At 63.2% G+C, this 25863-nt stretch carries 21 protein-coding genes; 15 read left to right on the plus strand and 6 right to left on the minus strand.

Annotated features, from left to right (window positions below):
- From M0954_RS11250 to M0954_RS11305, 12 genes are all read left to right on the plus strand, one after another.
- On the plus strand, positions 1–1337 hold a 1337-nt coding region (locus tag M0954_RS11250; RefSeq protein ID WP_297353218.1), incomplete at its 5' end, for a FimV/HubP family polar landmark protein.
- An 8-nt stretch (positions 1338–1345) separates the two neighbouring features.
- Positions 1346–2158 (plus strand): tRNA pseudouridine(38-40) synthase TruA, encoded by an 813-nt coding sequence (gene truA / locus M0954_RS11255; RefSeq protein WP_133893759.1) that lies wholly within the window; start codon positions 1346–1348, stop codon positions 2156–2158.
- A complete protein-coding gene (locus tag M0954_RS11260) occupies positions 2155–2883 on the plus strand; it encodes a phosphoribosylanthranilate isomerase (protein WP_297353220.1) in 729 nt (242 codons plus the stop codon). The genes truA and M0954_RS11260 overlap by 4 nt, the downstream gene beginning before the upstream one ends.
- Before the next feature lie 60 nt (positions 2884–2943).
- Complete coding sequence (gene trpB / locus M0954_RS11265) at positions 2944–4137, plus strand: tryptophan synthase subunit beta (RefSeq protein ID WP_297353222.1); 1194 nt, start codon at positions 2944–2946, stop codon at positions 4135–4137.
- Positions 4138–4148: 11 nt separating this feature from the next.
- Complete coding sequence (locus M0954_RS11270; RefSeq protein ID WP_297353224.1) at positions 4149–5114, plus strand: site-specific DNA-methyltransferase; 966 nt, start codon at positions 4149–4151, stop codon at positions 5112–5114.
- A 104-nt stretch (positions 5115–5218) separates the two neighbouring features.
- Complete coding sequence (gene trpA, locus M0954_RS11275) at positions 5219–6034, plus strand: tryptophan synthase subunit alpha (RefSeq protein ID WP_123386846.1); 816 nt, start codon at positions 5219–5221, stop codon at positions 6032–6034.
- 83 nt (positions 6035–6117) lie between these two features.
- Positions 6118–6990, plus strand: coding sequence for an acetyl-CoA carboxylase, carboxyltransferase subunit beta (accD, locus tag M0954_RS11280; RefSeq protein ID WP_123386847.1), 873 nt, complete (start codon positions 6118–6120; stop codon positions 6988–6990).
- A 175-nt stretch (positions 6991–7165) separates the two neighbouring features.
- Positions 7166–8479 (plus strand): bifunctional tetrahydrofolate synthase/dihydrofolate synthase, encoded by a 1314-nt coding sequence (folC, locus tag M0954_RS11285; protein WP_133893756.1) that lies wholly within the window; start codon positions 7166–7168, stop codon positions 8477–8479.
- 29 nt (positions 8480–8508) lie between these two features.
- Positions 8509–9426 carry an SPOR domain-containing protein gene (locus M0954_RS11290; protein ID WP_297353225.1) on the plus strand — a complete coding sequence of 306 codons (918 nt, stop codon included), beginning with the start codon at positions 8509–8511 and terminating at the stop codon, positions 9424–9426.
- Between the two features lie 7 nt (positions 9427–9433).
- Entirely contained in the window at positions 9434–9928 is a 495-nt protein-coding gene (locus M0954_RS11295; protein ID WP_122157628.1) for a CvpA family protein, read from the plus strand.
- Between the two features lie 111 nt (positions 9929–10039).
- Positions 10040–11587: an amidophosphoribosyltransferase gene (gene purF / locus M0954_RS11300; RefSeq protein WP_123386850.1), complete on the plus strand. Its 1548-nt coding sequence runs from the start codon at positions 10040–10042 to the stop codon at positions 11585–11587.
- Between the two features lie 327 nt (positions 11588–11914).
- A complete protein-coding gene (locus M0954_RS11305; protein WP_122157630.1) occupies positions 11915–13105 on the plus strand; it encodes an O-succinylhomoserine sulfhydrylase in 1191 nt (396 codons plus the stop codon).
- A 34-nt stretch (positions 13106–13139) separates the two neighbouring features.
- Here M0954_RS11305 and M0954_RS11310 read toward each other — a convergent pair whose 3' ends face one another.
- Together M0954_RS11310 and M0954_RS11315 are read right to left on the minus strand one after the other, a co-directional pair.
- The gene (locus M0954_RS11310) at positions 13140–13931 is read right to left on the minus strand and encodes an AraC family transcriptional regulator (protein WP_122157631.1); all 792 of its coding nucleotides are present in this window, start codon (positions 13929–13931) and stop codon (positions 13140–13142) included.
- A gap of 21 nt (positions 13932–13952) precedes the next feature.
- On the minus strand, positions 13953–14294 hold the full coding sequence (locus tag M0954_RS11315; RefSeq protein WP_122157632.1) for an FKBP-type peptidyl-prolyl cis-trans isomerase: 342 nt from the start codon (positions 14292–14294) through the stop codon (positions 13953–13955).
- Between the two features lie 207 nt (positions 14295–14501).
- Here M0954_RS11315 and M0954_RS11320 point away from each other — a divergent pair, with 207 nt between their 5' ends.
- The 3 genes from M0954_RS11320 to M0954_RS11330 all read left to right on the plus strand — a co-directional run bounded on the left by M0954_RS11320 (position 14502) and on the right by M0954_RS11330 (position 17480).
- Positions 14502–15299 carry a sensor histidine kinase KdpD gene (locus M0954_RS11320; RefSeq protein WP_297353227.1) on the plus strand — a complete coding sequence of 266 codons (798 nt, stop codon included), beginning with the start codon at positions 14502–14504 and terminating at the stop codon, positions 15297–15299.
- 102 nt (positions 15300–15401) lie between these two features.
- Positions 15402–16745, plus strand: a complete 1344-nt coding sequence (locus M0954_RS11325) for a hemolysin family protein (protein WP_122157634.1) — start codon at positions 15402–15404, stop codon at positions 16743–16745.
- A gap of 12 nt (positions 16746–16757) precedes the next feature.
- Positions 16758–17480, plus strand: coding sequence for a sulfite exporter TauE/SafE family protein (locus M0954_RS11330; protein WP_122157635.1), 723 nt, complete (start codon positions 16758–16760; stop codon positions 17478–17480).
- 44 nt (positions 17481–17524) lie between these two features.
- On the opposite strand, the gene M0954_RS11335 is transcribed toward M0954_RS11330, so the two are convergent.
- The 4 genes from M0954_RS11335 to treZ form a co-directional block, all read right to left on the minus strand.
- Complete coding sequence (locus M0954_RS11335) at positions 17525–19012, minus strand: membrane dipeptidase (RefSeq protein ID WP_297353229.1); 1488 nt, start codon at positions 19010–19012, stop codon at positions 17525–17527.
- A 74-nt stretch (positions 19013–19086) separates the two neighbouring features.
- Positions 19087–21933, minus strand: coding sequence for a malto-oligosyltrehalose synthase (gene treY, locus M0954_RS11340; RefSeq protein WP_297353231.1), 2847 nt, complete (start codon positions 21931–21933; stop codon positions 19087–19089).
- Positions 21930–24140 (minus strand): 4-alpha-glucanotransferase, encoded by a 2211-nt coding sequence (gene malQ / locus M0954_RS11345; protein ID WP_297353233.1) that lies wholly within the window; start codon positions 24138–24140, stop codon positions 21930–21932. The genes treY and malQ overlap by 4 nt, the downstream gene beginning before the upstream one ends.
- Positions 24137–25863: malto-oligosyltrehalose trehalohydrolase (gene treZ, locus M0954_RS11350; protein ID WP_297353235.1), on the minus strand; the 1727-nt coding region annotated here is incomplete at its 5' end. The genes malQ and treZ, both read right to left, overlap by 4 nt.

The raw sequence follows: 25863 nt of genomic DNA on the forward strand, positions 1-25863 counted from the left end.
AAGCAGCGGCTCATGACGCGGCACCCCATGAAGGAGCGGTCGCGCGCGAAGTGGAAGAGCACGAGGCCGCAGCACAGAACGCAGCAGAGAGCGAAACAGCGGCGTACGAACCGGCCGGGCATGACGCCTCAGCCGCCGACACCCCGCCGCCCGCCACAAGCGAACTCCCTTCCGAGGCGCCTGGACAATCGCCGTGGTCGGAAAGCGAGCACGCTTCCGCGCCTACCCCCTTCGAAGACACAACCCCCCCGGCGGATCACGCCCCGGCCGCAGAACCCGGGACCGACGCATTGCGTCCGGACCAGTTCCACCCGGCGGTCGAGCATCCGAATCATCCTGCACCGGCCGACCCGCATCAATGGACCGAGCCCGCGGAGCATCCCGCTGACGAAAGCTCTGTCGCAGAGCCGCCTGAACGCCACGAACCGCCGCATCCGCAGATCGATTTCGGTGCACCGGCGCCGCTTGGCGAGCCGCAAGCGGGGTCGCCGTTCGGCCAACATCCCGCCGAGCCGTCGCTCGATCACACTGGAACCCCACAGCCGCTTTCCGCGCCGCCGCAGCTTGAGTCGCAGTGGGGCGAACCACTGACGGCCGAGGTATCCGAACCGGCATCGCACGAAGAGCCGCTGGCGCCCGAGGCATTCCAACCGGCATCGCACGAAGAGCCGCTGGCACGCGGGGCATTCCAACCGGCGCCGTACGAAGAACCATCCGCGCCCGAGGCATTCGAACAGGCATCGCACGAGACAACGCCTGCCCATCAGCAACCGGACGCGCCGCACTTCGAGGAAAACGCATCCCCAGAGCATCCCCTCAACGACACCGCGGCTGAGCCGGTCGCCGCCAGCAGCTTCCCCCGCGACGCAGTCGATGCATTCGGCAGCCTCGACATGGGTTTGCCGCCGCGGGTCGAGCCTGCCACACCGGTGACGCCACCTGCTTCGCTGTCGACGCAACCGGTAGTCGAGCCCGAAATCACCGCGCAGCACGCCTTAATGCACGGCTCTGCAGGCTCGCTCCCTGCCGCCGAAGAAATCGCCGCTGGCACGGCGGGCCCAGCAGCCGTCGCCGGGCTAGGCGCCGCCGGCTTCGGCGCACTGAATCTGGACTTCGATCTGGAATTGCCGCCGAGTCCCGCGCAGCCGCTGCCGTCGTTCACGCCGCATGACCTGATCCGGATTGCCCGCAACAAGCTTGATCTGGCCTCCGAATACATCGAACTGGGCGATCTGGCTGGCGCGCGAGCGCTGATCCAGGAAGTGATCGATACGAACGACGCTGCCACGCGTACCGAAGCGCGAGCGTTGCTGTCGACGCTGCGGCCGTTGTCGTAAGGCCTGCCGTGACGCGGATTGCACTAGGAATCCAGTACGACGGCTCGGCCTTTTGCGGCTGGCAGTCGCAGCCGCACGGCAAGACGGTTCAGGACACGCTCGAACGGGCGCTCCAGGAATTTGCGCAGACGCCCCTGCAGACGGTGGTGGCCGGCCGTACTGATACCGGTGTGCATGGCCTCGGACAGGTCGTGCATTTCGACACCGAACTGGACCGCACGGACTTCTCGTGGGTGCGTGGCACCAACGCGTTTCTGCCCAAAACGGTCGCAGTGCAGTGGGCGAAACCGATGCCGGACACGTTCCACGCGCGTTTTTCGGCCTTCGAGCGCACCTATTACTACGCGCTATACGTCCATCCGGTGCGCTCGCCGATGCAGACCGATCGCGCCGGCTGGGTGCACACACCGCTCGACGTCGAGGCGATGCGCGCCGCCGCCGCTTACCTGATCGGCCAGCACGATTTCTCGGCGTTCCGCTCGTCAGAGTGTCAGGCGAAAACACCGGTCAAGCACCTGCACCAGATCGACGTGCGGCAGCAGGGCGACTTCATCCACTTCCGCTTCCGCGCCAACGCATTCCTCCATCACATGGTGCGTAATCTGATGGGCTGTCTCGTGGCCGTTGGACGTGGGCGTCATCCTGCCTCGTGGATGGCCGATGTGTTGGCGAGCCGTGATCGCAATCAGGCCGCGCCCACTTTCATGCCTGACGGCCTGTATCTCGCGCAAGTGGGCTATCCTCAGGAATTCGCGGTGCCCGCTGCGCAGGCGGCCAGTGTGCCGTGGAGCACCGTCTGGACCGACTCATTGCAATCATGAATTCAACCACCCTGAACCAGCCGGCCGCGGCCGGCGCACCCCAGCACCAAGGTGCGACGCAAGCCGCGGCGCCCCATCGGACTCGCATCAAGCTGTGCGGGCTGTCGAAGCCCGAGGACGTGGCTCACGCCATCGACCTCGGCGCGGACGCGATCGGCCTGGTGTTCTATCCGCCCAGTTCGCGCTCGATCAACGTGGCCCAGGCACTCGAACTCGTACGGGACGTGCCGCCGTTCGTGTCGGTAGTGGGTCTGTTCGTGAACGCGTCGCCCGAATGGATACGCGAAGTGGTGAGCAACGTTCCGCTCACCCTGCTACAGTTCCACGGCGACGAGACGCCTCGGCAATGCGAGGCGCTCGCCAGCGTTGCGGGTTTGCCTTGGTTGCGCGCTTTGCGGGTTGAGGCCGATACTCAGCAAGCCGATTTGGTAAAATCGGCGCTTAACTATGCAGCAGCCAGCGCTCTTCTGTTCGACACCCATGTCGAAGGCTACGGCGGCGGCGGGAAGGTTTTCGATTGGTCACTTATTCCAGCAGAGCTCGCGCGTCGGGCCGTTTTGAGTGGTGGGTTGAACGCGCAAAACGTCAGTGATGCGATTCATCGCGTGCGCCCGTACGCGGTCGATGTCTCGAGCGGCATCGAAGTAGCGGGCGCCAAGGGCGTCAAAGATCACGCCCGGATGGCGGCGTTCGTACGCGCGGTGCGCGCAGCGGACGCAGAGTGATTCCGCCGGAGCTGGCCTCGCATGAAGCGGGCCGCCCGGCACACTGAGAAGAGTGACAACATGTATAACTTGCCCGATGAACGAGGCCATTTCGGCCAATTTGGCGGCGTATTCGTTGCTGAAACGTTGGTTCACGCACTCAACGAGCTGCGTGAAGCCTACGAAAAATTCCAGAAAGACCCCGAGTTCGTTGCTGAATACGAACGCGAACTGAAGCACTTCGTTGGCCGTCCTTCCCCCATTTATCACGCCCAGCGCTGGAGCGAACTGCTCGGCGGCGCGCAGGTCTTCCTCAAGCGTGAGGACCTGAATCACACCGGCGCGCACAAGATCAACAATGTGATCGGACAGGCCCTGCTCGCCAAACGCATGGGCAAGAAGCGCGTGATCGCGGAAACCGGCGCGGGTCAGCATGGGGTTGCGACGGCGACGATTGCGGCCCGCTTCGGCATGGAGTGCGTGGTCTACATGGGCTCGGAAGACGTACGCCGGCAGGCCGCCAACGTGTATCGCATGAAGTTGCTTGGCGCTACCGTCGTGCCGGTCGAATCGGGATCCAAAACGCTGAAAGACTCGCTCAACGAAGCGATGCGTGACTGGGTCACGAACGTCGAAAGCACCTTCTATATCATCGGCACGGTCGCGGGTCCGCATCCGTATCCGATGATGGTGCGCGATTTCCAGCGTGTGATCGGCGATGAGTGCAAGGTACAGATGCCGGAAATGGTCGGCCGTCAGCCGGATGCGATAATTGCCTGTGTGGGCGGCGGATCGAACGCAATGGGCATCTTTTACCCGTATATCGACGACAAAGACATCCAGTTGATCGGCGTTGAAGCCGCCGGCGACGGTCTCGATACGGGGCGTCATGCGGCATCGTTGATCGGCGGCAGCCCAGGCGTCTTGCACGGTAACCGTACCTACCTGCTGCAGGACGAAAACGGCCAGATCATCGAGACGCATTCGGTGTCCGCGGGTCTGGACTATCCGGGTGTCGGCCCGGAACACGCCTGGCTGCACGAAACTGGCCGTGCGCAATACGTTGGCATCACCGACGAAGAAGCGCTCAAGGCGTTCCACGATTGCTGCCGGATCGAAGGCATTATTCCGGCGCTCGAATCGAGCCACGCGCTGGCCTATGCGGCCAAACTCGCGCCGACCTTGCCGAAAGACAAGTACCTTCTGGTGAACCTGTCGGGCCGCGGCGACAAGGACATGCACACGGTCGCTGAGCGATCGGGTATCACGTTCTGAGCGCCGCGACGATGCGCGACGAGTTCGACGAGCCGCAACCGGCAATCGACGGCCCCCAGGCTGGAGCGGCCGAGGCTGCGATGGCTGGGGGCGCGTTAGCCGAAGCCGACACGCCCCAGGTCGAAGCAACCGAGACGCCGGCAACGGCGTCCCCGGCTGCTTTGCCTGTGGTGCCGGCCGGTATTCAGCTCTTGAACCGCGATTTTCTGACCGATGTGGCGAACCTGCCGGATGCTTCAATCGACCTGATCCTGGCCGACCCTCCGTATGGGCTCGGCAAGGACTACGGCAACGACTCCGATATGCGCTCGGGCGACGACTTTATCGCCTGGACGCGTAGCTGGCTTGAGCTGGCGATCCCCAAGCTCAAGCCGTCCGGTTCGCTGTATATCTTTTGCACGTGGCAGTACGCGCCGGAAATCTTCTCCTTTCTGAAGACGCGTCTCACGATGGTCAACGAGATCATCTGGGACCGGCGCGTGCCGAGCATGGGCGGCACCACCCGCCGCTTCACGTCCGTGCATGACAACATCGGCTTTTTCGCGGTGGCGAAGGACTACTACTTCGATCTCGATCCCGTCCGTATCCCGTACGATGCCGTCACGAAGAAGGCGCGTTCGCGCAAGTTGTTCGAGGGCAGCAAGTGGCTGGAGCAAGGCTATAACCCGAAGGACGTCTGGTCTGTGTCGCGCCTGCATCGGCAGCACGCCGAGCGGGTCGATCATCCGACCCAGAAACCTCTGGAAATCGTCGAGCGCATGGTGCTCGCGAGCTGCCCGCCGGGCGGCCGCGTGCTTGACCCGTTCATGGGTAGCGGCACCACCGCAGTCGCTTGCGCACGGCAGAAGCGCGAATTCGTCGGCTATGAAATCAATGAAAGTTACTGCGCGATAGCGCGTGAACGCGTCAGCGCGGCCGCGCCGGTTGCGCTGACCGAACCCATCGCGCCCGTTGCATCCGTGGATGCTGAGACCTGAATTGGCACCCCGGGTGCGATTGCAGTGCCGAACGGGGTCGAAAAATCAGGAAACAAGCTCCAAAAGCGACGAACGCGCAGCTAACTATTTTCGAGAAAATTTCCATGTCCCGTATCAAGAGCACATTTGCAGCATTGACTGCACAAGGCAAGAAAGGATTGATCCCGTTCATGACGGCTGGCGATCCAGACCCGGCTCGCACTGTCGAATTCATGCACGCGCTCGCCGCCGGCGGTGCGGATGTGATCGAATTAGGCGTGCCGTTCTCCGACCCGATGGCTGACGGCCCGGTCATCCAGGCATCCTCGGAGCGCGCACTGGCGCATGGCGTCTCGCTGCGTCACGTGCTGGCCGACGTGAAGCGGTTCCGCGAGCGCGACGACAAGACGCCGGTGGTGCTGATGGGCTATGCCAATCCGATTGAACGGATGGGCATCGAAGCATTCGCTGCGGCGGCGCAGGATGCGGGCGTAGATGGCGTGCTGGTAGTCGACTATCCACCGGAAGAATCGGTGATCTTCGCCGAAAAGATGCGGTCTTCGGGCATCGATCCGATTTTCCTGTTGGCCCCCACGTCGACCGACGACCGCATCGCCGAAGTCGGCAAAATCGCCAGTGGCTACGTCTACTACGTGTCGCTGAAAGGGGTCACCGGAGCGGCAAATCTGGACGTTTCCAGCATCGCGAGTAAAATCCCGGCCATCAAGTCGCGCGTCCCCCTGCCGGTGGGCGTCGGTTTCGGCATCCGGGACGCCCAGACGGCGCGCTCGGTAGCCGAAGTCTCCGATGCCGTCGTGATCGGCAGTCGTATCGTGCAATTGCTCGAAAAAGCCGCACCGGAGACAGCCGCAGAGACGCTGACGCGTTTCATTGCGGATATCCGCGAGGCGCTCGACAGCATTGGCGCGACCGCCCGATAACCGTAATTTTTTGTCTGCTGTAGGCTTGCGGCGGGGTTTTATCCCCGCCGTCATTGCGTACCGAAGACCTGGAAGGAATCACCATGAGCTGGCTCGACAAGCTGTTGCCGCCCAAAATCAAGCAAACCGATCCGAAGAACCGTAAGGGGATTCCGGAAGGCCTGTGGATCAAGTGCCCGTCGTGCGAAGCGGTGTTGTACCGCAACGACGTCGAGGCCAATCTGCACGTGTGCCCGAAGTGCGACCACCACATGCGCATCGGCGCACGTGAGCGGCTCGACGGCCTGCTCGATCCGGAAGGCCGCTACGAAATCGGCCAGGAGATCCTGCCGGTCGACGCGCTCAAGTTCAAGGACAGCCGCAAGTATCCGGACCGCCTGAAAGAGGCGATGGAAGAAACCGACGAAACCGACGCCATGGTCGTCGTGGGCGGTGCGATTCACACACTGCCGTGCGTAGTGGCCTGCTTCGAGTTCTCGTTCATGGGCGGCTCGATGGGCTCGGTGGTCGGCGAGCGCTTCGCGCGCGGCGCGCAGAACGCGCTCGAGCAGAATGTGCCGTTTATCTGCTTCACCGCTTCGGGCGGCGCGCGGATGCAGGAAAGCCTGTTGTCGCTGATGCAGATGGCCAAGACCACGGCGATGCTGACCAAGCTGTCCGACGCCAAGCTGCCGTTCATCTCGGTGCTGACCGACCCGACCATGGGTGGCGTGTCGGCGAGTTTCGCGTTCCTCGGCGACGTGGTGATCGCTGAGCCGAAAGCGCTGATCGGTTTTGCCGGCCCACGCGTGATCGAACAGACTGTGCGCGAAAAGCTGCCGGAAGGCTTCCAGCGTGCCGAATTCCTGATGACGAAGGGTGCAATCGACATGATCGTCGACCGTCGCAAGCTGCGTGAGGAAATCGCGCGCCTGATGGCGCTGCTGTCCCGCCAGCCGGCTGACGCGGTAGCCTAAGCGAACGCAACGAAATCAACGAACGCAACCGCCACACAAGCCTTCGATGCCGTGCCACACAGCACGGCAGAGCAAAAAACAGCGCGCCGCGAGAGGTCATCAAGCGGCGCGCAGTCATTTCCGGGATAATCGCGGTCTCGCGCAAGTTCGCAACACCGCCTAACCGACGCATCCGATGACCACCACATTCCCCACCCTCGACGCCTGGCTCAAGCACCTCGAATCTGCGCATCCGGTTGGTATCGACATGGGGCTGACGCGGATCAGCAAAGTGCGCGACGCGCTGCAACTGTCGTTCGACTGCCCGGTGATCACTGTGGGCGGCACCAACGGCAAAGGCTCGACGTGCGCGATCCTCGAAACGATCCTGCTGCGCGCGGGTTACCGCGTGGGTTGCCACACGTCCCCCCATCTCCTCACGTTCAACGAACGGGCGAGGGTGAACGGCGAAGTTGCGAGCGACGCCGACCTGCTGTCGCATTTCGAAGCGGTCGAAGCGGCGCGCCTGAGCCTCGCGGAACCGGTATCGTTGACGTACTTCGAATTCACGACGCTGGCCATCATGCATCTGTTCGCCTCGCGGGGGCTGGATGCGGTGATTCTGGAAGTGGGCCTCGGTGGACGCCTCGACGCGGTCAATATCCTCGATGCCGATTGCGCGATCGTCACGAGCATCGACATCGATCACACCGAATACCTTGGCGATACGCGCGAGAAAATCGGCTTCGAGAAAGCCGGCATTTTCCGCTCCGGCAGGCCCGCGATCTGCGCCGATCCGGTGCCGCCGCAAACGTTGATCGACCATGCAGAAGCGATCGGCGCTGATCTATGGCTCTTCGGCCGCGATTTTCGCTATGAAGGCCAAGCTGGCAGTGAGCGTCAGCAATGGAGCTATGTGGGCCGTACGCTGCGCCGCTCAGCGCTCGCCTACCCGGCGCTGCGCGGCGCGAATCAGCTGATCAATACCTCTGCCGCGCTGGCGGGCCTCGAGGCTTTGCGCGACCGTCTGCCGGTCTCGGCGCAAGACATCCGTCTCGGTCTGGCGAACGTCGAACTGGCGGGCCGTTTTCAGGTGCTGCCGGGCAAACCGGCCATTGTCCTCGATGTTGGACACAACCCACATGCCGCCGCAGTTTTATCGCAGAATCTCGGCAATATGGGTTATTTTCCGTACACGTATGCCGTATTTGGCGCGATGCACGACAAGGACATCGCTGGCGTGATCGAACACCTGAAAGGCGAAGTGGCCCATTGGTGCGTGACCGATCTGGCGAGCCCGCGGGCGGCGTCCGCTGAGTTTCTCGAGACCACCTTGCGCGAGTGTGGTGTGACCGATGGCCCCGATAGCAGCATCACGCGGTTCGAATCGCCGGCCGAGGCTTTCCAAGACGCGCTAAAACGGGCCTCGGAGAATGATAGAATCGTGGTTTTCGGCAGTTTCTATACGGTAGCCGGCGTAATGGCCTACCGTAAATCGCAGCAACACTGAACGGGCGGCAGCCTCGAACCAAGCCATTCATGGGAATTTTCTCGTTCGGCAAGAAAGACGACGCGCCTACCCGGCGTGGCGCAAATACGAGTTCCACCCGGGCCGCCCGTGGCGAGCGCGTGGAGCGGCGAACCACCCGCCGCACGGAACGGCCTGACGCTGATGCAATGCTGCTCGACCCTACGCTGCCGGAAAAGCAGCGTGCGCGTCGCCGCCTGGTAGGCGCAATCGCCATGGTGGTCGCAGCCGTCGTGATCCTGCCCATGGTGCTGGATTCGCATCCGAAGCCTGTGACGGACGATATCGCCATCGATATCCCCACCCGTCCGGCGCCCAAAGCGGCCGCCGCCGATGAAGACACCCAGGCAGGTGTCGCACCTGATAATCCGGCCGCAGATAGCGCAAACACCGCGCTTGCAGCTTCCGGCGTAGCGCCGACTGCCGCGGCACCCGCTGCGACGAACACCATGACGCAGCAGGGCATGACCGCTGCACCGGCGCAAGCTGGCAAGAACAGCAAGCCGCAGGCGTCCGCTGTGGCGTCGACGCAAGCGCCTGCTTCGAAGAAACCGCCTAAACCGGCCGCCGCGCCGACTCAAAGCGCCGCTAACACGAACAATACGAACACCACCGCAGCCGCGACCACGAGCAACCCCGATGCAGCTGCCGCAGACGCCGATTCCGGCACGCCTGCCTCGCCGCCAGGTAGCCGTTTCGCGGTGCAACTGGGTTCGTTCCCGGACGACGCCAGCGCGAAAGCCTGGGCATCCAAGTTGAAAGCGGCAGGAGTGCCCGCATATACCGAGCACAGGAAGCAGGCCGACGGCACGAGCCGTACGCTGCTGCGCGCAGGCCCGTTCGCTGACCGGGCGGCTGCGTCGGCCGCGATCGCGAAGGTTCGCGAAGCTGGCCTGACGTCGGGCTCGAACAACGGCTCGGCACAGTAAGTCAGCGATGTTCACTGCCTTCGACTACGCTGTAATGGCGGTGATCGGTTTGTCGGCCCTGAGGGGCGGTTGGCGCGGTTTTCTGTCCGAGATATTCGGGCTGATTGGCTGGGTTGCAGCGTTTTTGATTGCCTGCCATTTCGTCGGCTATGTGGTGCCGTATATGCCCGCCAGGTGGCCGGGTGGCGCCTTGACTCAATGGCTGCTGGCTTTCGCGTTGCTGATCATCGGCGTGATGCTGGTGGTGGGCGTGGCTAACGCGCTACTGAGCCGGCTCGTGCAGGCCTCCGGTTTGAGCGGTGTGGACCGCTCGCTGGGTTTGATGTTCGGCCTCGTTCGCGGGGTCATCCTGGTGCTGATTCTGGTCGCCCTCGCAGGCCTGACCGAACTGCCCCAGCAGGAATTCTGGCGCAACGCCTTGTTGCGGCCCTACGCGGTCCAAGGCGTGCACGAACTGAAACCGCTGCTCCCCGAGACACTCGCTGCTTACGTCCGTGTGTGACGATCACAAGCCGGCGAGGCGTTGCAGGAAGTACGCAGGACATCGGCGCGACCCGGATGCTTCCCCGGCACCGGCCGCCGTCACGAATTTCGTACCTTTGAAGGACATGCCATGTGCGGCATCGTAGGCGTAGTTTCCCAATCCCCAGTCAATCAGCTGATCTATGACAGCCTGCTGCTCCTGCAGCACCGCGGTCAGGACGCAGCCGGCATTGCAACGGCGGACGGCAGCAATTTCCACATGCATAAGGCCAACGGCATGGTGCGCGACGTGTTCCGCACGCGCAACATGCGCAGCCTGCCCGGCACCACCGGCATCGGCCAGGTGCGTTACCCGACGGCTGGCTCCGCGTCGAGCGAAGAAGAGGCCCAACCGTTCTACGTGAATGCGCCGTTCGGCATCATCCTCGCTCACAACGGCAATCTGACCAACTGGCAGCAGCTGAAAGAGGAGATGTTCCGGGTCGATCGCCGCCACATCAACACCAATTCCGATACCGAAGTGCTGCTCAACGTGCTCGCGCACGAACTGCAGCTTTCCACGTCCGGCCTGCAAATCGATCCGGCATCTGTATTCAAGGCGGTCTCGGGTGTGCATCGCCGCGTGCACGGTTCGTATGCGATCGTTTCGCTCATTGCCGGCTACGGCCTGCTGGCGTTCCGCGATCCGTTCGGCATCCGTCCGCTGTGTCTCGGCAAGCAGGAAACGGCGCATGGCGTCGAGTGGATCGTGGCTTCGGAATCGGTAGCCATTGAAGGTATCGGCTTCGAATTCGTGCGCGACGTGGCGCCGGGCGAAGCGCTGTTCATCGACGTCGAAGGCAATCTGCACTCGCAACAGTGCGCAACGAACGCGAGCCTGAACCCGTGTATTTTCGAACTCGTGTACCTCGCGCGTCCGGACTCGGTGCTCGATGGCGTGCCGGTCTACAACGTGCGTCTGCGCATGGGCGATTACCTCGCGGAGAAGATCCGGCGTGAACTGCCGGACGTACCGATCGACGTGGTGATGCCGATTCCCGATTCGTCGCGTCCCGCTGCGATGCAGGTCGCCAAGAAGCTTGGTGTCGAGTATCGCGAAGGCTTCTTCAAGAACCGCTACGTTGGCCGCACCTTTATCATGCCGGGCCAGGCCGTGCGCAAGAAGTCGGTGCGCCAGAAGCTCAATGCGATGGCGATCGAATTCAAGGGCAAGAACGTGCTGATCGTGGACGACTCGATCGTGCGCGGCACCACCTCGCACGAAATCGTGCAGATGGCGCGTTTTGCCGGCGCGAACAAGGTCATCTTCGCCTCGGCAGCGCCGCCTGTGAAATTCCCGAACGTCTACGGTATCGACATGCCGACGCGCGGCGAACTGGTCGCCCACGGCCGTACCGATGATGAAGTCGCACGCATGATCGGTGCGGATCACCTCGTGTATCAGGACGTTGATGCACTCAAGCAGGCTGTGCGCGACATCAACCCGGCGCTGAAGGAATTCGAAGCGTCGTGCTTCGACGGCAACTACATCACCGGCGACGTCACCACCGAGTACCTCGACCGCATCGAAACCGCGCGTCTCGCACCGTCCGCGCAATCGGACCGCGACACTGCCAGCGAAGCAATGGATGGCGGTGCAGCGCGTTCGCAACTGCACCTGCAATTGTCGGTGGAGTAATCCATCGCACGGGGCGCGTGCGGGCGGTGCACATGCACGCCGCGCGCCACGCATGTTAGGATGATGGCTTGCGTCGATTTGAACTCAGCTTGCGGACGCGGGGCAACCCAAAACAGCTAAAGCGAACGGTGGAAATGTAGCAACCGTCCGCCGCCGCTCCAGCTTTCCCCCGCACATGAAGCCCGCTTATGCCGACGCAAAGCGGGCTTTTTTGTTGCCGGCGCGTTTGACGTTCATTCAGCCTGATGATGAACGTGAAGCGGCAAACGCCGGTCTGGAAAACGTGGCAACACGTGACGACACGTGGAAAATGGAACTAGAACCAACATGGACGACTCCCTGAACTTCGACACCCTCGCAGTCCGCTCGGGCACGCTGCGCAGCGACTTCAACGAGCATTCGGAAGCGATTTTCCTGACGTCGAGCTTTGTGTTCACAAGCGCTGCCGACGCCGCCGAGCGCTTCAAGAACTCCGAGGACAATTACACGTACTCGCGCTTCACCAACCCTACGGTCACGATGTTCCAGGACCGTCTGGCTGCGCTCGAAGGCGGCGAGGCGTGCATCGCGACGGCCTCGGGCATGAGCGCGATCATGTCGGTGGTGATGTCGGCGTTGCAGGCGGGCGATCACCTCGTCAGCTCGCGGAGCCTGTTCGGTTCGACGCTCGGCATGTTCTCGCAGATCTTCAGCAAGTTCGGCATCGTGACTACGTTTGTCGATCCGACGGATCTGGACGCGTGGAAAGAAGCCGTGCGTCCCGAGACGAAGATGTTCTTCCTCGAAACGCCGTCGAATCCGCTGACCGAGATCGCCGATATCGAAGCGATCGGCAAGATTGCGAAGGCGTCGAACGCGCTGTTCGTGGTCGACAACTGTTTCTGCAGCCCGGCGCTGCAGCAGCCGTTGAAGCTCGGCGCGGACGTCGTGATGCATTCGGCCACCAAGTTCCTCGACGGCCAGGGCCGCGTGCTCGGCGGCGCGCTGGTCGGCTCGAAGCAATTCATCATGGAAAAGGTATTTCCGTTCGTGCGCAGCGCTGGACCGACGTTGTCCGCGTTCAATGCATGGGTGTTGCTCAAGGGCATGGAAACGCTGTCGCTTCGGGTTGAAAAGCAGTCGGATAATGCGCTGGAAATCGCGCGCTGGCTGGAAGCGCATCCGGCTGTGAATCGTGTGTTCTATCCGGGGCTGGAGTCGCATCCGCAGTATGAGATTGCCAAACGTCAGCAGAAGGCCGGTGGCGCGGTTGTTTCGTTCGAGTTGAAGGGCGACACGCCCGAAGCACAGCGTGCGAACGCATGGCGCGTGATCGACGGTACGAAGATCTGCTCGATCACCGCCAACCTCGGCGATACGCGCACGACGATCACCCATCCTGCTACGACGACGCATAGCCGCATCACGCCGGAAGCGCGTGCGGCAGCGGGCATTTCGGAAGGGCTGATTCGTCTGGCGGTCGGGCTGGAAAATGCGGGTGACATCCGCAACGATCTGGCGCGCGGTCTGGCAGACTAAATCTTAAGGCGTAAGTTGTGGCCTGTAGCTGGGCTCAATGGCGCACGGCGCGCCATTGACCCGGCGCGAGCCCAAAACGCCGCGTAAAAGCGTGCGTATAGGCGCTCTGATCACCAAAGCCGACTTCAAGTGCGATATCGGTCAGCGAATGCCGTGAATCCGCGAGCAGGGTGATCGAGGTATCGAGCCGCAGACGCTGCAGATAGCGATGCGGTGTCTCGCCGAATGCCTCGATGAACAACTGATGGAAACGCCGCATGCCGAAGCCGCAATGCGTGGCGAGATCGGCGATGCGTAACGGCTCCGACAAATGCGCGCGCAACCAGCGGTCGATGCGTGCGAAGTCGAGACCAGCGCCCGGCGGCCCGCCGAACGTCGCGAATTGCGTGGTGCCGGTATCCGCCAGCATTGCCGCACACAAACGCGCGGCGGCATCCCAGTGAAACCGCCGCGTACTCAGATCGTCGGCGGTCGGCATGCTGCCCGTCGCACCTGCGGCGATGCGATGCACAAGCTGCTTCAACGAAGCATCCACCGACACCGCCCGCGCGCGGTCAAACAAACGCTCCGGCACGGCCAGCGATGCCGCAGGCAAATCGAGCACCAACTGCCGGTTCTCACCGATCCCCGCGTAGTCATGCTGCGCGCCAGCGGGAATCAGCCACGCCGAGCCTGAATCGATCTGCTGGCCGATGCCATCCACCGTCATCACCATCGCGCCGTCGAGCCCCAGCACGACCTGATGAAAGTCGTGCAGATCCGTCGCTTCGATCGCACCATAACGGCGCAACGAAACGCTGGGGGCGGTGACGGCTGCGTGGCTCATCGGCAGGCAAGCTGGGGAAACTTAGACGTCGAGCAGTTCGACTTCGAACACGAGCGTCGCATTCGGCGGAATCACGCCGCCTGCACCGCGCACGCCGTAGCCGAGTTGCGGCGGAATCGTCAGCTTGCGCACGCCACCCACCTTCATGCCCTGCACGCCTTCGTCCCAACCCTTGATGACCATGCCGCCGCCCAGCACGAACGCGAACGGATCGTTACGGTCCTTGCTGGAGTCGAACTTCTGGCCGTCGGTCAACCAGCCCGTGTAGTGGACGCTGACGGTCTGGCCGGCTTTCGCTTCGGCGCCGGTGCCTTCGGTCAGGTCTTCGTATTTGAGGCCGGAATCAGTAGTCACGGTCGACATGAGTTGCTCCTTGAGACAAGTCGTAAAAACCGACATTGTAGGCGTTTGAGGCTGCATCGCCCAGAACACCCGGGTTCTGCCCGGGCATGCGGCTCATGAGCGGACAGTACGACGCATTGGCGGGACAACTGCGTCCTGATTCACGGAGGAGCGTGCCTATAATGGGGACTCTGTCCATCCGTATGCATTGCCTAGAGGGCCCAGATCGTGACAACGTCTTCCACCGGAGCCGGCAGCGGCCAGCAGATCGCTTCCGGCGTCCCTTTGTCCGAACGCACCGCGCATCGGTGCGCGGAGGCTGCGCTGTTCATGCGCGATCACGTGCTGGGGCTGGCCTCGCATGATTTGCGCGGTCCGCTGAATGCGATCCATAGCTGGGCGTATGTGCTCGAACGCAAGATCGACGCCAACGACCCTGCCGCGCAGCGCGCCATCGTCGGCATCCGTAGCGGGGTGGATCAACAGGTCAAGCTGCTGGAATCGATTGTCGATACGACCCGTGCGGGAACGCGCAACCTGGCGCTTGCTCGCTCGCCGTTTCCGTTGCAGGCTTTGTTCTCGGATTCGGCCGACGAAGTGCGTTCGGGACTCGCGAGGTCGCGTGGCGTGTCGGTCGCGTTCGATTCGGGCCTTTCTACCGAGCAGTTCAGCGGCGACCGCGAGCGTCTTGCCGCAGCGCTGTGGCTGATGCTCACGTTCGCGGTCGAAGCGAGCGCGGATGGCGCGAAGGTCACGCTTGCGTCCAGTGCCGACGCCACTGCCTGGCACGCGCTGGTCACGTTCGATGCAAGCCCCGCGGCCCTCGACGATCCTTCGCTGCCGCACCTGCTCGAACCGTTCGCGCGCACCCAGGCGCGCGCGCCGCGCGAAGCGGGCCGGATCGCGTGGGTGCTGGCGCTGTGCAAGCGCGTGGCCGAAGCCCATGGCGGCACCTTCGAGCAAGGCGAGATGCAGGACGACCAACCGGCCACCCTTGCACTGCGCATTCCGCTCGCCGCACCTTAAAGGCACGATGCCGGGCGGCGCTCAAACGTCGCCGCCTGCCATGATGCTTTCATATTACTTTCGTATCTATACTGACGACTTTTGTTGCCGGAGCCTTTTCACTTGACTCAGGTCTTCGCCCTTATCGGTGCGCTGTTGCTCGTTGCGCTCAACGGGTTCTTTGTCGCGGCCGAATTCGGCCTGGTGAAGCTGCGACAAACGCGCGTCAAGGGTCTTGCCGCGCAACATGGTGTGCGCGGCCGCCTGCTGGCGAAGGTGCACGGGCATCTTGACGCATATCTGTCGGCTTGCCAGCTCGGTATCACGCTAGCGTCGCTCGGCCTCGGCTGGATCGGTGAGCCGGCCTTCGCGGATCTGCTGACGCCGGTATTCCGCGTGCTGGGGATCGAATCGGAGAACGTGATCCACGGCGTCTCGCTGTTCTTCGCTTTTTCGTGCATTTCGTTTTTGCATATCGTGGTGGGCGAGCTGGCGCCGAAGTCGCTGGCGATTCGTCAGTCCGAGCGGGTTTCGCTGTGGGCTGCCACGCCGCTCTATGCGTTCTATTGGGCAATGTATCCGGCTATCTGGGTGCTCAACACCAGTGCAAACGCCGTGCTTCGTCTCGCGGGCCTGACGGCGGATCATGGCGGCGACGCGCATTACTCCACGGAAGAACTGAAGCTGATTCTGCGTGGCCGCCATGCCGATATTGCGAGCGGCATCGGCGCGACTGAGGGGGCGTATAGCCAGGACGAATGGAACACGATCGCGCACTCGCTGGACTTCTCGCGCATGACGGTTTCGGATCTGATGCGGCCGGCTCACGAGATGGTCGGACTGCGGCGCGATCTGCCGTTGCGCGAAAACATGCAGGTGGTGGCGCGGCATCGCTTCAGCCGCTATCCGCTGTTTGAAGACGACTCAGGCGAGCGCGTGGCCGGCATGATCCATCTGAAGGATCTGCTGCTGGCGCGCCAGGCGGGAAGCACGCTCGACGATCTCTCGAAGTATGTCCGCCCGGTTCAGTACGTGAAACCCGATATGCCCGCGCTCGAACTGTTTAGGCGGTTTCGCAAGGGCGCGCCGCATATGGCGCTCGTGGGTCACAAGAACTCGGCGCCGATCGGCTTTCTCACGCTCGACAATCTGCTTGGTGCGCTGGTCGGGCAGATTCACGACGAATTCCGCCAGGGCGATGCCGACTGGACGCGGATGGACGACGGCACGCTGATGGGCAAAGGCAGTTTGCCGGTGGTGTCGCTTGAGCGGGCGCTAGGGATCGATATTGACGAGGGACGGGCCGAATCGGTTGGCGGTCTGGTGATTCAGGCGCTCAACGATATTCCGACGGAGGGCAAGCGCGTCGAGTTCGATCGATTTGATATCGTCGTCAAGAAGATGAAGGGGCCGCGCATTCTGCTGGTGCGGGTTTATCCGAAACACTTTGATGATGAGGGTGGTTGAGGGGCGCCTGCTATGGGATATCTGCTTGTACTGTGCGTAGGTCTGCTGGCGGGCATGCTAAGCGGCGTGATTGGCACAGGTTCGTCGATGATGTTGATGCCCGTGCTCGTCATGCTGTTCGGTCCGCAGCAAGCGGTGCCGATCATGGCGATCGCCGCGATCATGGGCAATCTCGGCAAGGTCCTCGCGTGGTGGCGTGAAGTCGACTGGCGGGCCTGCGCGGCATATTGCTCGACTGCGGTGCCGGGGGCGGCGCTCGGCGTGCGTACGCTGCTCGCGTTGCCACCTCATGCGGTCGAACTCGCGCTGGGCGTCTTCTTCCTGGCGATGGTGCCGACACGTCGCTGGCTCGCGCGCCGTTCCATCAAGTTCTCGCTGTTGCATCTCGCCTTGATTGGCGGCGTGGTGGGTTTCCTGACGGGCATCGTGGTTTCAACCGGGCCGATTACCGTGCCAGTGTTCATGTCGTACGGGCTCGTGAAGGGTGCGTTTCTCGCAACTGAGGCCGCGGGCTCATTGGCGGTGTACGGCACGAAGGTCGCCGTATTCAAGCACTTTGGCGCGTTGCCCTTGCATGTAGTGCTCGATGGTCTGATTACCGGTTCGGCGCTGATGGCCGGCTCGTTTGCCGCGCGCTATGTGGTGGTGCGCATGAGTCCGAACACGTTCAAGCTGGTGGTCGACGGCTTGATGTTGTCCTCGGGGCTGTCGCTGTTGTGGGCGGCCGGGCGGTAGCACTCGAGCGTGCGGCAATGGCTGCGGTCGGTGCTTGCCGCCCCTCAGCCAACAGAGGACTCAAACACTCGCCGGTAATTGCCGCCGAGAATCATCCCCACCTCTTCGTTGCTGAAGCCTTCCGCCAACAACGCATCGGCTAACGACGGCAGTTGCTCATAGCTGCGGAACACCGGCGGCAAGATGAACCCGAGCATGTCCGTTCCTAGTCCGACATGTTCGACGCCCACCACATCGGCCATGCGTTTGTAGCCGTGCGCCATGGCCTGCAGATCGGCGAACGTTCCTGAACTCGGCCACACACCGATCACGCCTCCCGTGCCTGCGATCACGCGCGCATGGTCCGGTGTGATAAGGCGGCTACGCGCCGATGGATGCGTCGCCAACGCGGTATGCGAGAGGATGAGCGGCTTCGTCGTCGTGTCGGCGGCGCGCTTGACCAGATCGTAGGTGCCATGCGCGACGTCCACGACAATGCCTAGCTGGTTGCAACGGCGCACCACGTCCGCGCCGAAGTCGGTCAACCCGCCGTGCACCGGCGGCTCGGTCTGGATGTCGCCGAGCTCGTTGACCCGGTAATGCGTGAGTTGCAGATGACGCAGTTGATGCAGCGTGTACGCCTCGTCGACGCGATCGACCTGACCTTCCAGAAAGTCCGCACCCTCAGCGGCGATGATGACGCACGGACCTGCTTTTACATTCGCCGACAGAGAAGCCATGTTCGTCACAACTTGCATCTGCTCGCGTTCAACCAGCTCATGGGCACGTTTGAATTCAGCTTGCCCGAGAGCATATAGTTCGCCATCCTGAGGAATTCGCCATGCTTCGATGCGCTTACGGTCCGCAGTGACGTGAGTCACTGTAGTGTCGGTGACAATGGCGAGGCAGATGACGTTCATGCCGCCCGTACGCATCGGCGTCGCGAGGGGAAGGAAAGGACGATTCGCGCCAATCGCCGGATCGCGCGAGACAATCACGCGTCCGGCGTGACTGTGCATGTCCATGGTCAGCGTGTCGGGAGTGCGCCAGGCGAGCGTGCTGTCCGACGCGTGAGCAGATCCCGATGCAGCGGCGTCCGCGCCTGCGGCATGGACTGCTCCAGCGTCCGGTTTCTCGGTATAACCCGCGAAACGTCCAGGCGCGCAGGCTGCGAGACCCAGCGCGGCACCTGACGCGAGAAACGCGCGACGACTCGCGCTGCGCGGCGCGCGTTCCGGCTGCAAGTCGAGTGGCGTCGCATCAATGAGTTGATAGCGCCAACCCGCGGGATCGTCGATCAGACGTTGCAAGCGGCCCGTGAAAGTGACGGCCCGCTCCTGCAGCGCACAAGGCGCGGCCGCATACACTTCGATGGACGAAAGCGGATCGCGCGGCAAACAACCGCCACAACAAGGAGCATCCGCTGCCAAAAGAAAATAGTCGGCTTTATCCGCTGTGGGATCGAGCGGGATCATCCAGCCGCATAGTTCGACGATCGCGCCTTGCATTGCATCGGCGTCGCCGCTACGGATACTCGACCAGTCCAGCGTCATAGGCATTCCCGCAGTCAAGGTTGCAAGGTAGGCCGTTAGACTCGCTGACAAGCATCAGCTAGCGTGCTAAAGCACTAAGCTCGCGGCACCCCATCCTCTACCAGCACGGCAACTGGCATCGTCGCCAGGGCATCGCGCAGATACAGCACGCGATGGTCCTCGCCTTTGGGTGCGGCGGTGCTCATCCAGTCGAACAGCGCACGTGATGTTAGCTCATCCGGCATCTCGACCGCAGTATCGTCCCACTGTCCTGCATCGACAAGCGGCAAGTCATTACCTGCGTTGAGCAAACCCGCAGCGAGGTGCGTAACGATGATCACGGCCCAGGCGTTGTTGTGCCTGCGCGCAAACGCGACCACATGCGCCGCGTGCTTGCCCGTCACCGTCAGCGGCAGATACGCGCCGTCGCTCAGTAACGAGGGCAGATGCGCACGCAACGACAGCAAGCGCTGTATGACGCCCAGCTTGACGCGTCCACTGCGCCAGTCAGGCAAGAACTCCGATGGCGGCGTCTCACCGAGCCACGCCTGGCGTTGCGCGAAATCGACTGGACGCCGGTTGTCGGGATCGACCAGGCTGAAATCCCACAACTCGGTGCCTTGATACAGATCCGGCACACCTGGCGCCGTGAGCCGGAGCACGGTCTGCTGCAGGCTGTTGATCGCACCTGCCTGGCTAATGCGTGCAACCAGTCTGGAGAGTTCGGCCAGAAAGCCGTCGTGTCGTTGCGGTGCGAGGATATCGAACAGAAAATCGCGGCACGCGTTCTCATACGCTTCGTCAGGCGCCAGCCAGGACGTGCGCAGTTTCGCTTCGCGCAGTGCCTTCAACTGCCATTGCGCGACCCGCTCCGCGAGGGTTTTGACGCCGGCCTCGTCGTCGGGCGAAAGATTGGGCGGCCAGCACCCCACCAGCGTTTGATAAAGCATCGCTTCGGCTGCTGGACCGGGCGCCCGGTCGTGGTCCATCGTGGTCACACTGCCGTCGGGCGCGCGGCGCTGGGGCGCGTTGAGCGTCGACCATGCGCGCAGCGTCGCGCTCCAGTCCTGAGCGATTTCGCTGAGCACCGCGAGACGGGCGCGTACGTCCTCGCCGCGTTTGTGGTCGTGGGTAGCGGTCGCAAGCATCGCGTGCGGGAAACGACGCGCTCGCTCGAGGTTCGATGTATGAAACTGCTCGACCGAAATGGCGAACTCGCCCGGGTCGGAACCCACCTCGTTGCGTGACAACAGGCGGCCATAGCGATAGCACGCCGTATCCTCGACCGCTTTTGCGGCCACCGGCGCGGTCAGTTGCGAAAACAGCGTCTGCGCAGTGCGGCGCGACGATCCCGAGTGACTGAGCGGCGCGTTGTTCGGGCCAGGCTGCGCGTTGGCGGCCGAGCGAACCGGCGCGGCGTCCTCAGCCGCGCTGCCGCCTAACCAGGCGTCGACCTGTTCCAGCACGGCATGATCGGCAGGCGAGAGCGTCTGCTTCGCCCCAGCCAGCGCCTGGTTGTAATAGACGTTGTCAGCTTCGGTACGCAGACCGTTCTGCGGATATACGCGATACACGGGGAAGTGCACCACGAGTTCGGTCAGCACGCGGCGCAATGCTGTGAACGTAAAGTCGCGCGTACCAAGCGAATCGCGTGCGATCCGGTGCAATGCCCGCGCTGCGCGGTCCAGTTCTGCCGAGAGGTTCTCCGCGAGAATCTTGCGTCGTGCCAACATCGCTTCATCGGCGAAATTCGCACTCCTTCCGCTCAGCTCGGCCCATGTCGTAGCGAGCGGTTCGGCGCCGGCCGGATCGTGCAGCAGGGCGCCGACGTCAGTCATAAAGTCATAGCCGGTGGTGCCGTGGACGGGCCAGTCGTCGCGCAACGACTCGCCGCGGCCGAGGATCTTCTCGACCACGATATACGGTTCGCCTTCGCGCAATTCGTTGAGCCGCTGCCGCAGCCGCTGGCAGTATTCGCGCGGCTCGGCGAGGCCGTCCACGTGGTCGATCCGCACGCCGTCGATGACGCCTTCGGCATAGAGGCGAAACGGCAGCGCATGCACCGCGTCGAACACCTCGGGCCGTTCGACGCGCACGCCTGCCAGTGTGCTGATGTCGAAGAAACGCCGCCAGTTCACTTCGTCCGACGCTGTGCGCCACCACGCGAGCCGGAAGTGCTGCCGTTCCAGCAGACGATGCAGCCGATCCCGTGCGGCCGGCTCAGCGAGCGCATAGTTTGCCAGCGCCGCGTCGATCGCCGCCGTGCCGTTCTGCGCGACGAACTCCCGCAGCAACTCGCGCGCTTCGGCGGCGCGGGGCTGGTCTGCGGGCTGCGTGGTCAAGCCCTGGAAGCGCTCGGCGAGTGCACCCAGATCGGCGCGTTCGGCGCTTTGCAGAATTGACGGGTAGTCGATTGGACAGACGGGTCCCACGTGAGGTCCATAGCTCACGTAGAAGCGTCCCGTATCGGCCGCGAAGTGCAGTTCGATCCGGCCGGCCGCGAGCTCGTCGCCGTACGGTGCGCCGAGGCACGGCATCAGCACCTTACCGCGCAACGCTGGATCGGGCGAATGCCAGTCGATGTCGAAATGCCGTGCATAGGCGCTATGCCGTCCCCACTCGAGAATATCGAGCCACCACGCGTTGCTCGACTCGCCCACACCCATATGATTCGGCACCACGTCGATAATCAGTCCCATGCCGCGTTCGCGCAGTTTGTCGACGAGTCGTTTGAGGCCCGCTTCGCCGCCGCATTCGGCGCTCACCTGGGTGTAGTCGACCGTGTCGTAGCCGTGCATCGAACCTGGCTCGGCTGTCGTGATCGGCGACGCGTACAGATGGCTGACACCGAGCGCAGCAAAGTACTCGACGTGTGCGAGCGCATCATCGAACGTGAAGTCCTTGTGGAACTGAAGCCGGAGTGTGGAACGCGGGACTGTCATGGTGTGTCGGGCCCCGAAGAAGCGTTAGCGGAATCAGAAGCTGACGCGGCAGAAGCCGGAGCCGCGGCGCTGCGCGCCCGGTCGACCGCAAGCAGGCGGTCGCTGAAGGCCGGCTCGTCGAACAGCTCATCGATCGGCAGCACGAGACGCCGGCGCCAGTTCGGATGCTCGTCGATTGAGCCCGGAAGGTTCGGTTGATCTTCGAGCGCGAGCAGATCCTCGAGCGGATACGTGACGAGCGGTGACGGCGTGGCGGCGACGAAGGCCAGTGCTTCATCCACCGGTGCTGATTCAGGTGGCGGCGCTGGGACGCCGTGCGGGGCGACACCGGCCCACTGGAACGCATCCCACAGGGCAGCGCGATCGCTGGCGCGCTCGGCCAGTGCCACTTCGACGGGATCGCGCCCATCGGCGCGCGGCAGGGTCTGTCCAATCTGATTGCGCCACACGATATCCGCGCCGCGCCACCAGCCGGTAACGGTGGGCAAATCGTGCGTGGTGGTGGTCGCCACTGCGGTCCGGTCCCAGTCGCGTGGCATCTTGAACCCGTTGCCCGCTCCGCTGCCTTCGAACCACAGCACACGAATGCCCTCGATGCCATGCTCTTCGAGCCGTTCGCGGAAGCCAGGCGGCACCGTGCCAAGGTCCTCGCCGATCACAATCGAACGATGGCGCCACGATTCGAGCGCGATCAGCCGCAGCATGTCTTCGAGCGGATAGCGCAGATAGGCGCCGTTGGCCGCGCTTTCGCCGTCTGGCACGAGCCACAGCCGCCGCAGACCGAGAATGTGGTCGATGCGCACGCCGCCCGCGTGTGCAAACGCGGCGCGCAGCATGTCGATGAACGCCGAGAAGCCCTGGGTGCGCATGGCACGCGGCGAGAACGTGGTGAGCCCCCACGCCTGGCCGGCCTGGTTGAACAGATCCGGCGGTGCACCGACCGACACGCCTTGCAGCATGTCGTCGCGATACGACCACGCATGGCTGCCAGCGCTGTCGCAGCCGACGGCAAGGTCCGCGATCAGGCCGATCGCCATCCCCGCATCGCGGGCCGCATGCTGGGCATGCGAGAGTCCCTTGGCGGCGAGCCATTGCAGGAACAGATAAAACTCCACCTCATGCCGGTTCGCGTTGGCGAACGCTTCAACTTCCGCGCCGCGCGGATCGCGCAACGCCTCGGGCCAATTGCGCCAGTGACCGTTAGGCTCGGCTTGAGCAAGCTGCACTGCCTGCAACGCTTCGAAGCGCGCGTGATCTTCCAGCGAGCGGCCGCCCTTCACGCAGAACGCGTTGAATTCGAGCGCACGCGGTGCATCCTGAGCGCGATCGTGCACGCAGAACTGCTCGAACAATGTGCGCAACACCTTCAGTTTCAGTCGGACCGCCTGCGGCCAGTCGATCAGGTTCAGCCTTTCGAGCTGCATCCACGTATCGCCGGCCTGGGCAGCTTCAATCGCAGCGCGCGCCGCTTCCGCGCCGAACACAGCTTCGACGTCGATATGCGTGACGTTGAGCCACAAGCGCGACGACGGCGAATACGGGCTGAAGCGCTCCGGTTCGGCGCTGAACATTGCATGCGTGGGGCTGACGGCAAGTGCGTGGGCGCCGCGCTTCGCACTTTCGATGGCGAGACGCGACAGCGCGGAGTAGTCGCCAATACCGCCATCGCCGGTGCGGCGCAAGCCGTAGATCTGTGCGGCCACGCCCCACAACGGCGGCATTGCCTCCTTGCGCGACGCCTGCCATGCATCCGCCACCGTATAGCAGCGTGCTGGCGCGACCGCGAGCGTGACGCGGTGGTCGTTGATGATGAGCGTGTGGTAACCGGGCTCATCGATCGGTGACAGCAGCGCCGCCTCGCCTTTCGGCGCGGTGAAGCGGCCATCGATCTGCGAGCCGCTTTCGAGTTCGACCCGATAGTGGCTGCCGGATTTGATCGCGGCCAGCGGCAGCGCGATGCCGCGCTCGCATTCGGCCGTCATCAGCGGTGGCAGCTTGCGGCCGGACAGTTCTGCTTCGAGCGCGGCGGTGCTCTGGCGCGTCTGGGTCGCGTTGCCGCAGGGCAAGCCCATGCGTTCGAGCAGCACGGCGAGTGTGCTTTCGGGCACGCGCTGGGTAACGTGGTGCGCGTTTTGCCACTCGACTTCGAAGCCCGCGCGGGCGGCGAGGCTGTCGATCGAACCGGCGGGGCGACGAGCGGGGCTCATGCGTGCCACTCCCGTTCTATCACCTTGCGCGCATCGTGGGTGTTGGCGTATTCGCAGACGTCGCCAGTCACCCATGCGATGCACGTATACGACGGCAACTGATGGCCCGCGATACGATCGCGTGCACGAGGCGGGGTTTCGAAGATCACTTTGCCTGAGGGTATGTCGGGAAGCGTCACGTCGTCGGAGCCCAGATTGAGCGCAATGGAAAGCGTTTCGCCATCGTCAAGCCGCCAGCGAGCGACAAGCGCGGTGGTGTCGCTGCCGTCCTGCGCCGTGAGCACGCTTGTACCGAGCGCTTTTGAATGCTCAAGGCGCGGCGTAACGAGTTTTGCGCGCACGGCGAGCGCGGATTTGTAGAAGTGCATCCAGTCGAGTCGGTCCTGAGCGTTAGGGTGCGCAGCGTTATCCACGGGCGGTGACGACGCAGCGAAGGTCTGCGGCGAGTTCGGATCGGGAATCTGCGCGCGGCGCTTTTCGTCGCTAAAGGAAGCGAAGCGCGCGAACTCGCGTCGCCGTCCTTCGCGCACAGCGTCGGCGAGGTCGCCGGCGTAATCGGTGAAGAACAGGAATGGCTGGTCGGAGCCGAATTCCTCGTCCATAAACAGCAGTGGAATTTGCGGCGATAACAGCAATAGGGCGGTAGCAGCACGCAGTGCGTCCGGCGAACTCAGTTTGCGCAGACGCTCGCCAAAGGCACGGTTGCCGATCTGGTCGTGATTCTGCAGGAACATCACGAACGAAGTGGGCGATACATGTCCGCTCGGTTCGCCGCGCGGCTTGCCGTCGTGGATCGGAGATGGTTCGCCCTGGTACGCAAAGCCTTCGCTGAGCACGCGCGCCAGTTTGCGGATCGGCTGATCCGCAAACGCGTGGTAATAGCCTTCGGTCTCGCCGGTCAGCAGCACGTGCAGGGTGTTGTGCGCATCGTCGTTCCACTGGGCATCGAAATACGTTTCGAGCAGGCTGGCCGAGTTGTGCTCGTTTTCGAGCACCAGATGCACGTGACGACCATGCCGCACCTTCGCGCGAATATGGTCCGAGAGATCGCGTAGCCACTCGTGATTGTCGATCGCGTGCACGGCGTCGAAGCGCAGGCCATCGAAGCGATATTCATTGATCCAGTAGAGCGCGTTGTCGCAGAAGAAATCGCTGACTTCCGTGCGATTGAAATCGATAGCCGGTCCCCAAGGCGTATGCGTGCCTTCGCGAAAGAACGGCTTGGCATACTGGTGCAGATAATTGCCGTCAGGGCCGAAGTGGTTGTAGACGACGTCGAGGAATACATTGAGACCGAGACCGTGGGCCGCGTCGATCAGCGCTTTCAACTCGTCAGGGCGGCCATAGGCCGAATCAGGAGCGTAAGGCAGCACGCCGTCATAGCCCCAGTTTCGCTCACCCGGAAAATCGTTTAGCGGCATCAACTCAATGGCTGTCACGCCCAGTTCGGCAATCGCAGGCAGACGTTTCATCACGCCGGCATAGCCGCCGAGCGTGCCGACATGCAACTCGTACAGGACGGTCTCTTCCCACGGCCGGCCATGCCAATGCGCGTGCTGCCAGGTGTAAGCACGCGGATCGATCACTTCGCTCGGACCATGCACGTCCTGCGGCTGGAAGCGCGAAGCAGGATCGGGCACGGCCAGCTCACCATCGAGCCGGTAGCGATACAAGGTACCCGCGCCGCAATCGGCCTCAGTTTCGAACCAGCCGTTACCGGTCG

The organism is Paraburkholderia sp. (assembly GCF_026225065.1).
Taxonomy (GTDB): domain Bacteria; phylum Pseudomonadota; class Gammaproteobacteria; order Burkholderiales; family Burkholderiaceae; genus Paraburkholderia.